Consider the following 14595-nt stretch of genomic DNA (forward strand, 5'->3'; position numbering starts at 1 on the left):
GCAAAAAATTTAGAAAAATCTACCGTTTGCTAATTTTTAGAACAAAATTAACAAATTATTAATAAATTATTAACAATAATAGAATAAAGCTTAATTCTTTTTTAAGTCTAAGAATTTTCACCGCAACGATATATAAGAATCATATTAATAAAATGCAGGAAAATAATTATAAAGAAGTAAAAAAAGAAAAACCTCAGTGAAAACACTGAGGTTTTTTGATTAACGTCTATTTGCTAATTTTGAATTTACGATTTCATAAACTCGTAATTTAGCAATTTCACGAGATAGTTTTGCAGAAAGTTCCGCATTATTTGATTTGCTTAATGTATCTTCTGCTTTACGTTTTGCAGCAAGAATTCGTTGTTGATCTAACTCTTCACCGCGAATCGCAATATCAGCAAGAACAGTTACGATAGTTGGCTGAACTTCTAAAAAGCCGCCAGACACATAGATAAACTCTTCTTTACCATCTTCAAGTGTATATTTAACCATACCAGGTTTAATCGAGGTTAATAAAGGTGTATGTCCTGCATACACACCTAATTCACCATCTACACCCGTTACACGAACGCTAACTACATCGCCATTGAAGATTTCTTTTTCAGCGCTTACGATACTAAGCTCAAATTGAGATGCCATGTTGTTCTCCTTTAGTTCCTAATTGAGATCTGGGAACAATTACATCTTGCTCGCTCTTTCCACTACTTCGTCAATTGAACCAGCCATATAGAATGCTTGTTCTGGGATATGGTCAAATTCACCTTCCAAGATACCTTTGAAGCCACGGATTGTATCTTTTAATGATACATATTTACCCGGAGAACCGGTAAATACTTCCGCAACGAAGAATGGCTGTGATAAGAAACGTTCGATCTTACGTGCACGAGCAACCACTAATTTATCGTCTTCAGATAACTCATCCATGCCTAAAATAGCGATGATATCTTTTAACTCTTTATAGCGTTGTAATGTACCTTGTACGCCACGTGCCACATTATAGTGTTCTTCACCAACAACTAATGGATCTAATTGACGAGAAGTTGAATCTAATGGGTCAACCGCAGGGTAAATACCAAGAGATGCGATATTACGACTTAATACCACTGTTGAGTCTAAGTGTGCGAAAGTTGTTGCTGGAGAAGGGTCCGTTAAGTCATCCGCAGGAACGTAAACCGCTTGAACAGAGGTAATAGAACCTGTTTTAGTCGAAGTAATACGTTCTTGTAATACCCCCATTTCTTCTGCAAGTGTCGGCTGATAACCTACCGCAGATGGCATACGACCTAATAATGCAGATACCTCTGTACCAGCAAGCGTATAACGGTAAATATTATCTACGAAGAATAATACATCACGACCTTCATCACGGAATTTTTCTGCCATAGTTAAGCCTGTTAAAGCAACACGAAGACGGTTACCTGGTGGCTCATTCATCTGACCGTAAACAAGTGATACTTTGTCTAATACGTTAGAATCCGTCATTTCGTGATAGAAGTCATTACCTTCACGAGTACGCTCACCAACACCTGCGAATACTGAGTAACCAGAGTGTTCGATTGCGATATTACGGATTAATTCCATCATATTAACGGTTTTACCTACACCGGCACCACCGAATAAACCTACTTTACCACCTTTTGCGAATGGACAAATTAAGTCGATAACTTTGATACCGGTTTCAAGTAATTCAGTACTGTTTGATTGTTCTTCGTAGCTTGGTGCTGCACGGTGAATATCCCAACGAGCTTCTTCGCCGATAGGACCTTTTTCATCGATCGGTTCACCTAATACGTTCATAATACGACCAAGAGTCTTAGTACCAACCGGTACTTGAATCGGGTTGCCCGTATTTTCAACTTTTAAGCCACGTTTTAAACCGTCTGATGTACCTAATGCGATACAACGCACAAGTCCACCACCTAATTGTTGTTGAACTTCAAGTGTTAAACCTGATTCAACTTTTAAGGCATCATATACTTTTGGTACTGCATCTTGCGGGAATTCAACGTCGATTACCGCACCGATAATCTGTACAATTTTTCCTGTTGCCATTACCTATTCTCCATTAAATTGCTGCGGCACCCGCAACAATTTCGTTTAATTCATTTGTAATGCTTGCTTGGCGAGCTTTGTTATACACCAATTGTAATTCATCAATTAATGTACCCGCATTATCTGTTGCGGCTTTCATTGCTACCACTCGAGCGGCTTGTTCAGAAGCAAGGTTATCGACAACTGCTTGATATACCTGAGTTTCTAAATAACGAACAAGTAAACTGTCCAATAAAACTTGTGGACTTGGTTCATAGATATAATCCCATGAACCTTTAGTTTCTAATTCATCATCTTCTAGTTTAGGTAATGGAAGTAATTGTGCAATAACAGGTTTTTGCGACATCGTATTTTCAAAACGGTTATAAGCGATATAAACCACATCCACTTCACCATTGCGATAAGCGTTAATCATTTCATTAACCGCACCGACAATACGTTCCATTTCAGGATTATCACCTAAGCCCGTTACCTGAGATCTCACATTTAAACCGAGACTTTGGTAAAAGCTCACGCCTTTTGAACCTACTAAGCCAAGCTCAACACTAACGTTTTTATCTTTCCACGTTTTAAATTCATTCAAAGTCGCTTTGAATAAATTGATATTAAGACCGCCACATAACCCACGATCGGTTGATACGACAAAGTAACCAACTTTTTTAATATCTCGTTCAGTTAAAAACGGGTGCTTATAACCAATGCTTCCTTTAGCAATATGGCTAATCACCTTACGGATTGTTTCCGAATAAGGACGACCGGCAGCCATACGCTCTTGCGTTTTACGCATTTTAGAGGTAGCAACCATTTCCATTGCTTTGGTGATTTTTTGGGTATTTTTCACACTCGCAATTTTGGTTCTTATCTCTTTAGCACCTGCCATAATCTTTCTCCGCTAGTCGTGATTACCACGCACCGTTCTTTTTGAAGTCTTCTACGATAGCTTTTAATTGATCCTTAATTGAATCGTTATAATCGCCAGATTTTGCTAAATCCTTCATAAAATCAGTGTGATTACTATTTGCGTAAGCAAGTAAGGCAGCTTCGAATGAACCTATACGCTCAAGCTCTACATCATCTAAATAACCAAATTCAGCCGCAAAAAGAACTAATGCTTGTTCACTTACCGGCATTGGCGCAAATTGTTTCTGTTTAAGTAATTCTGTTACTTTCTGACCATGAGAAAGCTGTTTACGTGTTGCATCATCTAAGTCTGATGCAAACTGAGCAAATGCTGCTAATTCACGGTACTGAGCTAATGCTGTACGAATACCGCCAGATAATTTCTTAATTACTTTAGTTTGAGCAGCAGAACCTACACGAGATACCGAAATACCTGGGTTTACCGCAGGACGGATACCTGAGTTAAATAAGCTTGATTCTAAGAAGATCTGACCATCAGTAATTGAAATTACGTTTGTAGGAACGAACGCAGATACGTCACCAGCTTGTGTTTCGATAATAGGTAATGCCGTTAATGAACCAGTTTGACCTTTTACCGCACCGTTAGTGAAACGCTCTACATAATCCGCACTTACACGTGCTGCACGCTCTAATAAACGAGAGTGTAAGTAGAATACGTCACCTGGGAATGCTTCACGACCTGGTGGACGACGTAATAATAATGAAATTTGACGGTAAGCAACCGCTTGTTTAGATAAATCATCATAAACGATTAACGCATCTTCACCGCGATCACGGAAATATTCACCCATAGCACAACCAGAGTATGGTGCAAGGTATTGTAGTGCCGCAGATTCAGAAGCAGATGCTACAACAACGATTGTATTTGCTAATGCACTATGTTCTTCTAATTTACGTACTACGTTAGCGATAGTAGATGCTTTTTGACCGATTGCGACATAGATACATTTAATACCCGAATCTTTCTGTGCAATGATCGCATCGATTGCTAATGCTGTTTTACCTGTTTGACGGTCACCGATGATTAACTCACGTTGACCACGGCCGATTGGCACCATTGAGTCAACCGCTTTATAACCGGTTTGTACAGGTTGATCTACTGATTGACGGTCGATAACACCCGGCGCAATAACTTCAACCGGAGAGAAACCGTCATTATCGATTTCACCTTTACCATCAATTGGTTGACCAAGTGTATTTACCACACGACCTAATAACCCGCGACCTACCGGAACTTCTAAGATACGACCGGTACATTTAACCGTCATACCTTCAGCTAAGTCAGCATAAGACCCCATTACTACCGCACCTACAGAATCACGTTCTAGGTTTAACGCAATAGCATAACGATTGCCAGGTAATTCGATCATTTCACCTTGCATTACATCAGTAAGACCATGGATACGAATAATACCATCGCTTACTGAAACGATTGTCCCTGTGCTTTGAGCTTCGCTCACCACATCAAATTGGGCAATACGTTTTTTAATCAATTCACTAATTTCAGTTGAATTTAGTTGCATTTTTTATTCCTCTTACAAGCTCAACGCTTGGCTTAAGCGATTTAACTGACCACGGCTACTACCATCAATGACTACATCATCATATTTAATAATAATGCCAGCAATGAGAGAGTTATCTAATTGAACAGTTAAACGTACTTTTTGATTTAAGCGTTTTTCCATCGCGCTTGCGATTTTATCGATTTGTGCTTGACTTAATTCGCTTGCTGAAACAACGATAATATCTTTTACCGCTTCATGTTGCGCACGTAACTCAATAAATTCATTAAGTACTGCAGGTAACACAACAAGACGTTTGTTCTCAGCCATTACACGAATAAAATTTTGCCCATATTGGTCAAGCTGGTCGCCACAAATTTGGAGAAAAGTTTCCGAAATCTGACCGCTTGCAAGAGACGAATTAATATAATCCGCCACCTGTTCATTCTCAGCAACTAATGCTGAAAACTGTAACATTTCTTGCCATTTATCCAACTGACCTTGCTCTAAAGCAAAATCAAAAGCTGCTTTAGCGTAGGGGCGAGCTACTGTACTTAATTCTGACATCTGCCCCACCTTGTTATAGTTCTGCAACTAGCTTATCAATAATGTCATTGTTCGCTGCTTGATCAACGGAACGACCAACAATTTTTTCTGCACCGGCAACAGCCAATGCGGCCACTTTTTGACGAAGCTCTTCTTGAACACGTTTACGCTCGCTTTCTACTTCTGCACAACCTTGTTCAATAATACGTTGACGTTCGATTTCAGCTTCTGCTTGTACAGATTCTAAAATTTCATTACGACGTTTGGTTGCTAAATCAATAATTTTCTGTGCTTCTTCTTTTGCTTTGAGGATTTCTTGATCCGCTGCCGCTTTAGAATCTGCTTGTTCTTGTCTCGCTTTTTCAGCTGATGCTAAAGCGTTAGCAATATTCGCTTGGCGCTCTTCGATCGCTTTAATAAGCGGTGGCCAAACATATTTCATACAAAACGCAACAAACAGTGCGAATGCAATAAGTTGGCCAATTAGTGTTGCATTTAAATTCACAACGCCCTCCTAAAAGTCGGTTAAGTTATTCAAAGAATAACGGAAAAGAGAGACCCGACTTATTTCAATAAATCAATGAACGGGTTCGCGAAGATGAAAAGTAAAGAAATACCTACAGCGATCATTGCGATAGCATCTAAAAGACCTGCCACGATGAACATCTTAGTTTGTAAGCTACTTGCTAATTCAGGTTGACGAGCAGATGATTCTAAGAATTTACCACCTAAGATAGCAAAGCCGATAGCTGTACCAAGAGCAGCGAAAGCTAATAAGATTGATGCACCAATAATTGTTGCTGTGATTACTGATTCCATAATGTTCTCCATTAAGATTGAGGAATTCGCCCGAAGGCAGGTTGTTGTTAATACAAATAATTCAAGCGCTCAAATTTTTGCAAAATATTGAGAAAATTTAACCGCTCTTTAGGTTCGTTTAATGATCCGCTTTGTTATAAGCGATACTCAAATAAACAATCGTTAGCATCATAAAAATAAAGGCTTGAAGCGTAATTACTAAGATATGGAAAATAGCCCAAACCAAATGCAATAGAATACCTAACGCTTGTAATGCAAAGTTATCCGCCATATACATTACTGCGATAAGGATAAAGATTAGCTCACCCGCATACATATTACCGAATAAACGGAATGCTAAAGAAATCGGTTTTGCAAGTAGAGTTACAGTTTCAAGAATAAAGTTTACTGGAATAAATGCCCAATGATTAAACGGATGGAGCGTATATTCTTTTACTAAGCCGCTAAAACCTTTTGATTTTACGGTATAGAACAGAATTAAGAAGAATACGCAAATAGACATACCTAATGTAGCGCTGATATCAGCTGTAGGTACGGCACGAAGGTAATGAATACCTAACATATTCGCTAACTGAGGTAAGAAATCTACTGGAACTAAGTCAATGGCATTCATAATAAATACCCAGCAGAAAATAGTGAGTGCAAGTGGAGCAATTACATTACGAGGTCCATGGAAGTTATCTTTAACTAAACCATCAACCCATTCAATAATAATTTCCACTAGGCATTGTAATTTTCCTGGTACTCCGGCAGTCGTATTTTTAGCAACTTTAGAAAATACAAAAAGGAAAATAACTCCAGCAAGAAGAGAAAAGAAGAGCGTATCTAAATGCACAGCCCAAAAACCATCACCCGAAGCCAAAAAACTCAAGTGGTGGCTAATATATTCTGCGGTAGTTCCAGCCATAATGAATCCTTTTAGAATAAAAAATTAATGAGTTCGTTTACTTAAAATAAACGGAATGACATTATTAAAAAATAACGCCATTAAATACCCTACAAAAAACAGAACAATATGGAGAGAAGGAAGTAATTTAAAACACATAACCACTAATAAAATAGTGATTAACCATTTTAATCCTTCACCACGGTAAAATGTACCCATTCTTGACTGATTTTTTGTAGTCTTTTTGAAAAAAATCCAATAAACAAAGACACAATGAGGGAGAAAACTTGATAAAGCACCGCCCAAGAATGAAATACCATCAACACCTTTCCAAACTATCAAGAAACCGACTGTACTTAGGAGAAGTAAACTCTCGATTTTTAATGCTCTTATATAGTGTTGTTTGGCTTTATTTATTACAGTAGACATCTTATTTCCTATCTAACAGCCTAATGCCCTCTGTAAAAAATGAAATGTTTCTTCAGATTATACGATACAAAACAATAGATTAAAATATGAAAACTTCACAAAAAAGCGATTTTTGCCTTTTTTGTTACAAAAAGGTTAACATTGCATTTTTTTATAGAAAAACATAAGAAAAAGTAAGCTATCGCCAGTATTCTTTTTTCACATTCTATTTACATTATCAACAAAAATTTGGAAATTTTCCTATAATAAGAAGACTTATAACTAGCATATAAATAATACCCTTTATTCAAAGGGTAAAAAGTATCACTTAATACAAACACCCAAAATTTGACGGCACTTCATCATCACTTCATAAGTACAACTAAGTGACGTTCTCCGATTAATTCTGGAACTGAGAGTGTAAGCACTTGCTCTAACTGAATCGGCTTTTCAATGTCTTGCACTTCACTTTCAGCATAAATCCCTTTAAGCGCATAAAATTTACCTTGCGGATTCGGTAAATGGTAACACCAATCCACCATATCGTTTAGGCTAGCAAAAGCTCGGCTTAACACCCCATCAAAGGTCTGCTCCGTATATTCCTCTACGCGAGAAAGAACAGGGGTTACATTTGTAATTCCTAATTCACGTAATGCATTTTTAATAAAGGTAATTCGTTTGCCAAGGCTATCTAATAATACAAATTGTTTATCCGGATTTGCAATCGCAAGCGGAATCCCCGGTAATCCTGGTCCTGTTCCTACATCAATAAACTTTTCGCCCTGTAAATGCTCGCTTACCACTAAACTGTCCAAGATATGCTTCACTAACATTTCATCCGGGTTACGCACAGAAGTCAGGTTATAGGCTTTATTCCATTTACCTAATAAACGCACAAAACCAACCAATTGCTCTTTCTGCTGATCGGTCAAATTAATTTGAGCTTGTACCAGCAAGCGGTCTAATTTTTGTTTCATTTTGCAAAATCCTTATGTTTTACACAATAAAACACGGAACATACTGAAAATAATCATTAAATTAATTTCCGTATATTCCGTGCTTCCTAATCAGCAAATTATAATTCGCCTCGTTTCAACATACCTTGCTTTTTCAAATTCACCAGCAGAATTGAAATCGCAGCCGGTGTAATACCTGAAATACGGCTTGCCTGCCCAATCGAAACCGGACGATGTTGCATCAGCTTCGCACGCACTTCGTTTGATAGGCTCTCAACTTTGTCATAATTAAATTCAGCCGGAATTAAAGTATTTTCATGACGTTTATGACGTTCAATCTCATTTTGCTGATGTTCGATATAACCTTGGTATTTAATCGAAATTTCAACTTGTTCAGCTGCTTGTTTATCGTCTAAAGCAGGCGCAAAAGCAGCGACTTGCACAAGTTTTTCATAGGTCACTTCCGGACGGCGTAATAAGTCTTCACCGCTTGCTTCACGGGTAAGCGGACTACTTACCAACTCGTTGACTGCCGCTAAATGTTCCGATTGAGGGTGAATCCAAATTTGTTTTAGACGTTCGCGCTCACGCTCGATATTTTCCATTTTTTGATTAAATCTCGCCCAACGTGCATCATCAATCAAGCCTAATTGGTGTGCAATCGGGGTTAAACGAATATCAGCGTTATCTTCACGTAGCAATAAACGATATTCCGCACGAGAGGTAAAGACACGATACGGCTCTTTAGTGCCGAGCGTGCAAAGATCGTCAACCAATACACCGGTATAAGCAAGATCACGTGTTGGGAACCATGCCTCTTTGCCCTGAACCTGTAATGCGGCATTAATACCTGCTAACAAGCCTTGGGCTGCTGCTTCTTCATAACCAGTCGTACCGTTAATCTGACCGGCAAAGAATAAGCCTTCAATCGCTTTGGTTTCTAAAGTCGGTTTTAGATCACGAGGGTCGAAATAATCATACTCAATCGCATAACCCGGTTTGATAATACGAGTGTTCTCCAAACCTTTCATCGAATTTACGATACCCATTTGAACATCAAACGGTAAGCTGGTTGAAATCCCGTTCGGATAAACTTCAATTGTACTTAAACCTTCCGGTTCGAGATAAATTTGGTGACTGTTACGATCGCTGAAACGCATCACTTTATCTTCGATCGACGGACAGTAGCGAGGACCGATCCCTTCAATGATACCAGTGTACATTGGGCTACGATCTAAGCTATTGCGGATCAAATCGTGCGTTTGTTCATTGGTATGTGTGATATAGCAAGGAATTTGACGAGGATGAAGATCAACTGAGCCCATAAATGACATTACAGGTAATTCTGCATCACCATGTTGTTTAGCCAATACATCAAAATTGATCGTACGAGCATCTAAACGTGGTGGCGTACCTGTTTTAAGACGATCAACGCGTAAATTTAGATCACGTAAACGATCTGCAAGCATCGTTGCAGCAGGATCACCTGCTCGACCACCAGCATAGTTATCTAAACCAATATGAATTTTACCGGCAAGGAAAGTGCCTGCCGTTAATACCACAGAACGAGCTTTAAAGGTGAGCCCCATTTTAGTTACAGCGCCCACCGCACGGTTATTTTCAACTAAAATATCAACCACTTCTTGTTGGAAAATATCTAAATTTGGCTGATTTTCTAATGCAGTTCGTACAGCTTGGCGGTAAAGTACGCGGTCGGCTTGTGCTCGAGTCGCACGTACGGCTGGCCCTTTCGAGCTATTTAAAGTACGGAATTGGATTCCTGCTTGGTCAGTCGCAATTGCCATTAAACCGCCCATAGCATCGATCTCTTTTACTAAATGGCCTTTGCCGATACCACCAATCGCTGGGTTACAAGACATTTGTCCTAAAGTATCTAAATTATGTGTTAAGAGTAGGGTTTTTAGTCCCATACGAGCAGGAGCAAGAGCTGCTTCTGTCCCTCCGTGACCTCCACCAACCACAATTACATCGTAAATTTCACGATAAATCATATTCTTTGCCTTTGCTGTTTTATATTCTGTTTCGCCTAAATAAAAAGATCGCTATTCTACCTTAAAACATATTGATCTGGAAAATGCAATTTTGGGGCTGAAACGTGATCTTAAGTTCGGATCCGCGGATCGTCAATAGTAATATAGATCTCTATATAGAGATCTTTATTGTTATAATTATTAGTGCTTTAAATATTTGAGGATAAGTCTATTTTTAATAATAGAATTATAACGTTACAGAAGATCTTTTTGTGTAAAGATCTTGAATGTTATGATGATCTTAATTGTGGATAAAAGGCTTAGTTATCCACGGAATGGTGAAAATTTAAAGTTATTCTATAATAGATCTCAAGTTTTAAAGAGGAAAATATAAAGTTATCCACAAACGAAAAAATAAATTATTGATGTAAAAATTCATTGAAAAGGCGTATAGTAAGCATACTATTTAACAAATAAAAATGGAGTGAAGATAATGCAAACGACTCACTATCAAGCCGTTTTTAGCGATATTGACGGCACGTTGCTTAATAATCAGCATCAAATAACACCTAAAACGGCAGCTGCTATTCAGCGTATCGCTCAACAGAACATTCCCTTATTCTTGTCTCCGCTTACCCGCCTCTAGCTATCACTCCTTATTCTCTACAGCTTCAAGCGAATCAGCCTATTATATGTTATAGCGGAGCATTAATTTTAGATCGTAATCTAACCCCTCTTTATAGTATCTCCATCAATGAAACGGATCTTATTCAATTAGATGTACAACTACAAAGTTTTCAGCATTTATCTATTAATTACTATGCGAATACCTTATGGTTTAGTAATGATGTTGATAATTATTGGACCAAGCAAGAGGGGGAAATTACCGGTTTACAAGCGGTTAAAAAAGCCGAAAAACTTACCAATGTACATAAGATCTTGGTTATGGGTGAGGCTGATGAAATTTTGCGATTAGAAACGTTATTGAAATCACTTTTTCCACAACTTTCCATTCATCGTTCTAAAGCGGAATATTTAGAGATTATGAATAGTAAGGCAACGAAGTCGAAAGCGATCCGCTTTATGCAACAAAAACTAGGGATCACTAGTGAACATATCGTTGCCTTCGGCGATAATTTTAATGATCTTGATATGTTACAGTATGTAGGTTTCGGCGTGGCGATGGCGAATGCGCCGGATGAGATTAAAGCTGCAGCGAGCTATGTGACAGCATCAAATAATGAGGATGGCATTGCGTTAGTACTAAATAAGCTATTTCCATAAAGAACAAGTGGTCGTCTTTTGGCAAAAAATTGCAAGAATACGACCGCTTATCCATTATTGGCTATTTTGTTTGACAAAATTGAGTAATGTGTCTATTTCGTGTTTTGCTTGCTCGGAAAGCACTTTATTGTCATTTAATATTTGTGTGCCGCGCAAGCGGATAAATTCTAAATAATCTTTGTTTTTGCTCTGCTCATATTGCTGTTTTGCCGCATACATCTCCGCAAAATATTTACGAGTTTGACTAATTAACATCTTTTGCCCGAACATCACAATAATCGCTAATACAAGTGCAATCACCGATCCGTAGCCGTCAGTCGGGTAATATAAAACGCCAGCAATAATAAATAAGGCGGTAACTAACATCGAACTGTTTTTGATATATTGTTGTTCCGGCGCTTTTAACGCTTTCTTTAAACCCATTGTAAAATTTCCTGTAAATTTGACCGCTTGTATTATAAAAAATACCCCCTCTAGGATAAAGAGGGGGTAAATCATTTGTATGGGATGATTAAGCTAAGATACCTAACCAATAGCCTAAAATACCGACGCCGAATAGTGCGAAGATAATGTACATTGCATTTACTTTCCTACGTAATAACCACATACATAAGAAGATTAGCAATAATGCCGCTAAACCCGGTAATAAGTCGTTAAGCACGCTTTGCACGGTGGTAACCACTTCTTCACCCATTACGTTTTATAGCGAGAAAGCTCAAACGGTATGTTGATACTGGTCCACTTCGACACCAAGGAACCCATCACAAATAAACCGAGAATAGAAGCGCCTTGCGTCACTTTTTGCAGACGACCACCGCCCATATCAGAAACGATTTCTGTCCCTTTTTGGTAACTATACTTGAAGCCGTACCAACGAGTAAGTGCACGGCAAAGGTTAATACCGATAAAGAATAATAATGGGTCGAGAATGCTACCACTAATCGCTAAGCCTGCGGCTAATACCGGACGTAATGTTTCCCAGAAAATCGGGTCGCCGACACCAGCAAGAGAACCCATTAAACCGACTTTCACGCCGCTAATTGCCGCATCGTCAATCGCTGCGGTTACACCCATAATCGCCGAACCGACCCATGGTTGCGCATTAAAGAACTCTAAATGGCGTTTTAATGCTGCCGCTTGATCTTCTTTACGGCTGTAAAGACGTTTAATCGTTGGGATCATTGATACACAGAAGCCCATTGATTGCATACGTTCAAAGTTAAATGATCCTAAGAGGAAAGTTGAACGCCAATAAGTCGCACGAATATCTGCACTGGTAAGTTGTTTTTTCTCTGACATAATTTGCTCCTTATAGACCTTCTAACTCGTTATCCGCTAATTTTTTAGTGGTGCGAGGCGCTGCTACCGATTGGTTGAATTGTGGATTTAATTGGATGTAAAGCATTGCTAAACACGCACCTAAGAAACCAAGTCCCACTAAGTTGTAGTTTGAGAATGATGCAATCACAAAGCCCATAAAGAAGAACGGCATTAACGCACCGGCACGCATCATATTGATGACCATCGCATAACCTACCACCACGATAAAGCCACCAGCGATTTGCAAACCGCGAGTTACCACTTCAGGAATCGCATTTAACGCTTCGGTTACAGTATCCGTACCTGCTACCAGCGCTACGAAGAAAGTTGGAATCGCAACAGGTAATGCTTGTAAATAAAGACCGGCAAAGTGACAGAATTCAATGCCGCAGAAGTTTGCTTGTTCTGCAAATTTATCTGCTTTATGTTGTAAGAAGATGGTTAATACCTGACCTGCCGCAGCCACCGGAATGGCGATAGCGATTGCCGTACCTTTATCTTGGCCGCCTTTGATTACTAAGATTGCCGCAATCACTGATGCTAATGCTGCATCCGGTGCCATTGCCGCCCCCACGTTCATCCAGCCTAAGGCTAACATTTCAAGTGTACCACCCATGATAATACCGGTTTGTAAGTCGCCTAACACCCAGCCGATTAAAGTACAAGCCACAAGTGGGCGGTGAGTTTGGCGTTCATAAAGTACGGAACCCATACCGCAGATTGCAGCGACTAAGGTTACTAAAATAATTTCAATACTAGTCATAATAAAATCCTTAATTAGAATTTGATTGCATCAAGACGTGCTTTATCAAGCGGTTCTTTTTTGTTTGCCGCCACTTGTTGTAATGACATATCTACGCCTAACTCGAGGAGTTTGTAGAAGGCGGCTAAATCGGTTTGGTTTATCGCCACCGCTTGAGAGATAAGTTTGTCGCCTTCACGGAAAGTCATACCGCCGACATTGACATTTTTAATGTTCACACCGCCTTCAATTAAGCGAACGATATCTGACGGGTTGGAGACCAACCAAATAATGTTTTTACCGGCGTATTTAGGGTTATGTCAGACTTTGATCGTTTTATCGACCGTAATCACATAGCCTTTTAAATGTTCAGGAACGATTTGTAGCAATAATTCACGGCGAATATCGTCATTTGCCACTTCATCACTGATCGCAAAAATTGCTTCGCATTTCACCGTTTTCGCCCAAGATGTCATCACTTGACCGTGAATTAAACGGCTGTCGATACGCATTAATGAAATATTCATACGTCCGTTTGGATCGAAATTGGCAGGAAGAGATGAGGATTATTCGGAAGAGGCTTCCTCTGATGGAACTGGAGATGTTGGTTGTGGAGTATGAAAAGTTTTAACGCTTAAGTGCCCTACTTCTTTTGCCGTTATAGCAAGTTCGGTTGCCGTTTTTGCATCGGCTGAAGCATCTATAACTTCAAGTAACATTGGTAGGTTTTTACCGGTCACTATATCGTCTTGCGGGCGTTTTGCGACAATTCTGGCTGCTGCGTTGTACGGGCTACCGCCAAATAAATCGACCAAGAACAGGACGCTATCGGTAGGCTGAAGCGTGGCAATAATCGCTTCATATTTTTCGACTAGCGTATCTTGACCTTCTCCCGGCACAAAGATAACCGGATGAACATTATCTGTTTCTCTATATACCATTTGTGCGGAATTGACCAACTCAAGGGCTAATTTTCCATGAGCTGCAATGATCAAATGCACCATTTTTCACCTCTGTATTTGTATAATTTCTTAATTTGCTAAACCGCTTTAGTGGTGTTGCGAGAATATGTAATCGTTTGCCTTTTTGCAAATGGATAATGATAAATATGAGATCTAGATCAGTTTTTTTATAAAAAAAGCCCTTTGTTAATCATGATCTGCACCCC

General features: G+C 39.1%; 13 protein-coding genes and 3 pseudogenes. 1 reads left to right on the forward strand and 15 read right to left on the reverse strand.

From position 1 onward, the window contains the following. Positions 1–219: 219 nt before the first annotated feature. The 11 genes from HMPREF0027_RS00230 to mnmG form a co-directional block, all read right to left on the reverse strand. On the reverse strand, positions 220–639 hold the full coding sequence (locus HMPREF0027_RS00230) for a F0F1 ATP synthase subunit epsilon (protein ID WP_005621041.1): 420 nt from the start codon (positions 637–639) through the stop codon (positions 220–222). A 39-nt stretch (positions 640–678) separates the two neighbouring features. Next, positions 679–2052: a F0F1 ATP synthase subunit beta gene (gene atpD, locus HMPREF0027_RS00235; protein ID WP_005599061.1), complete on the reverse strand. Its 1374-nt coding sequence runs from the start codon at positions 2050–2052 to the stop codon at positions 679–681. A 13-nt stretch (positions 2053–2065) separates the two neighbouring features. Further along, entirely contained in the window at positions 2066–2932 is an 867-nt protein-coding gene (gene atpG, locus HMPREF0027_RS00240) for a F0F1 ATP synthase subunit gamma (protein WP_005621044.1), read from the reverse strand. Between the two features lie 22 nt (positions 2933–2954). Then, positions 2955–4496, reverse strand: a complete 1542-nt coding sequence (gene atpA / locus HMPREF0027_RS00245; protein WP_005621046.1) for a F0F1 ATP synthase subunit alpha — start codon at positions 4494–4496, stop codon at positions 2955–2957. 12 nt (positions 4497–4508) lie between these two features. After that, positions 4509–5042: a F0F1 ATP synthase subunit delta gene (gene atpH, locus HMPREF0027_RS00250; RefSeq protein WP_044024181.1), complete on the reverse strand. Its 534-nt coding sequence runs from the start codon at positions 5040–5042 to the stop codon at positions 4509–4511. Positions 5043–5055: 13 nt separating this feature from the next. Then, a complete protein-coding gene (gene atpF, locus HMPREF0027_RS00255) occupies positions 5056–5526 on the reverse strand; it encodes a F0F1 ATP synthase subunit B (RefSeq protein WP_005621051.1) in 471 nt (156 codons plus the stop codon). A 59-nt stretch (positions 5527–5585) separates the two neighbouring features. Then, positions 5586–5840, reverse strand: a complete 255-nt coding sequence (gene atpE, locus HMPREF0027_RS00260) for a F0F1 ATP synthase subunit C (RefSeq protein WP_005599073.1) — start codon at positions 5838–5840, stop codon at positions 5586–5588. A gap of 118 nt (positions 5841–5958) precedes the next feature. Then, positions 5959–6747, reverse strand: coding sequence for a F0F1 ATP synthase subunit A (gene atpB, locus HMPREF0027_RS00265; protein WP_005621056.1), 789 nt, complete (start codon positions 6745–6747; stop codon positions 5959–5961). 24 nt (positions 6748–6771) lie between these two features. Continuing rightward, positions 6772–7155, reverse strand: coding sequence for an ATP synthase subunit I (locus HMPREF0027_RS00270; RefSeq protein ID WP_005621060.1), 384 nt, complete (start codon positions 7153–7155; stop codon positions 6772–6774). Between the two features lie 344 nt (positions 7156–7499). Next, positions 7500–8111 carry a 16S rRNA (guanine(527)-N(7))-methyltransferase RsmG gene (gene rsmG / locus HMPREF0027_RS00275; protein ID WP_005621063.1) on the reverse strand — a complete coding sequence of 204 codons (612 nt, stop codon included), beginning with the start codon at positions 8109–8111 and terminating at the stop codon, positions 7500–7502. A 98-nt stretch (positions 8112–8209) separates the two neighbouring features. Beyond that, positions 8210–10102 (reverse strand): tRNA uridine-5-carboxymethylaminomethyl(34) synthesis enzyme MnmG, encoded by a 1893-nt coding sequence (mnmG, locus tag HMPREF0027_RS00280; protein WP_005621065.1) that lies wholly within the window; start codon positions 10100–10102, stop codon positions 8210–8212. Positions 10103–10574: 472 nt separating this feature from the next. Here mnmG and HMPREF0027_RS00285 point away from each other — a divergent pair. After that, positions 10575–11365 (forward strand): annotated as a pseudogene (locus tag HMPREF0027_RS00285) (Cof-type HAD-IIB family hydrolase). Between the two features lie 54 nt (positions 11366–11419). On the opposite strand, the gene HMPREF0027_RS00290 reads toward HMPREF0027_RS00285, so the two are convergent. The 4 genes and pseudogenes from HMPREF0027_RS00290 to HMPREF0027_RS11390 form a co-directional block, all read right to left on the reverse strand. Beyond that, a complete protein-coding gene (locus HMPREF0027_RS00290; RefSeq protein ID WP_044024182.1) occupies positions 11420–11788 on the reverse strand; it encodes a hypothetical protein in 369 nt (122 codons plus the stop codon). Positions 11789–11876: 88 nt separating this feature from the next. Beyond that, positions 11877–12664: pseudogene (gene manZ / locus HMPREF0027_RS00295) on the reverse strand (PTS mannose transporter subunit IID). A 10-nt stretch (positions 12665–12674) separates the two neighbouring features. Continuing rightward, positions 12675–13448 (reverse strand): PTS mannose/fructose/sorbose transporter subunit IIC, encoded by a 774-nt coding sequence (locus HMPREF0027_RS00300; RefSeq protein WP_005621077.1) that lies wholly within the window; start codon positions 13446–13448, stop codon positions 12675–12677. 14 nt (positions 13449–13462) lie between these two features. After that, positions 13463–14431, reverse strand: a pseudogene (locus HMPREF0027_RS11390) (mannose/fructose/sorbose PTS transporter subunit IIA). Between the last annotated feature and the right edge of the window lie 164 nt (positions 14432–14595).

Origin of the sequence: Actinobacillus ureae ATCC 25976, assembly GCF_000188255.1 — a bacterium.
GTDB classification, from domain to species: domain Bacteria; phylum Pseudomonadota; class Gammaproteobacteria; order Enterobacterales; family Pasteurellaceae; genus Actinobacillus; species Actinobacillus ureae.

Coding starts and splice junctions, on each gene's coding strand:
- atpD (WP_005599061.1), bottom strand. CDS start 2,052: ATGGCAACAGGAAAAATTGTACAGATTATCGGTGCGGTAATCGACGTT.
- HMPREF0027_RS00290 (WP_044024182.1), bottom strand. CDS start 11,788: ATGGGTTTAAAGAAAGCGTTAAAAGCGCCGGAACAACAATATATCAAA.
- atpA (WP_005621046.1), bottom strand. CDS start 4,496: ATGCAACTAAATTCAACTGAAATTAGTGAATTGATTAAAAAACGTATT.
- atpB (WP_005621056.1), bottom strand. CDS start 6,747: ATGGCTGGAACTACCGCAGAATATATTAGCCACCACTTGAGTTTTTTG.
- HMPREF0027_RS00270 (WP_005621060.1), bottom strand. CDS start 7,155: ATGTCTACTGTAATAAATAAAGCCAAACAACACTATATAAGAGCATTA.
- atpH (WP_044024181.1), bottom strand. CDS start 5,042: ATGTCAGAATTAAGTACAGTAGCTCGCCCCTACGCTAAAGCAGCTTTT.
- atpE (WP_005599073.1), bottom strand. CDS start 5,840: ATGGAATCAGTAATCACAGCAACAATTATTGGTGCATCAATCTTATTA.
- rsmG (WP_005621063.1), bottom strand. CDS start 8,111: ATGAAACAAAAATTAGACCGCTTGCTGGTACAAGCTCAAATTAATTTG.
- HMPREF0027_RS00230 (WP_005621041.1), bottom strand. CDS start 639: ATGGCATCTCAATTTGAGCTTAGTATCGTAAGCGCTGAAAAAGAAATC.
- HMPREF0027_RS00300 (WP_005621077.1), bottom strand. CDS start 13,448: ATGACTAGTATTGAAATTATTTTAGTAACCTTAGTCGCTGCAATCTGC.
- mnmG (WP_005621065.1), bottom strand. CDS start 10,102: ATGATTTATCGTGAAATTTACGATGTAATTGTGGTTGGTGGAGGTCAC.
- atpG (WP_005621044.1), bottom strand. CDS start 2,932: ATGGCAGGTGCTAAAGAGATAAGAACCAAAATTGCGAGTGTGAAAAAT.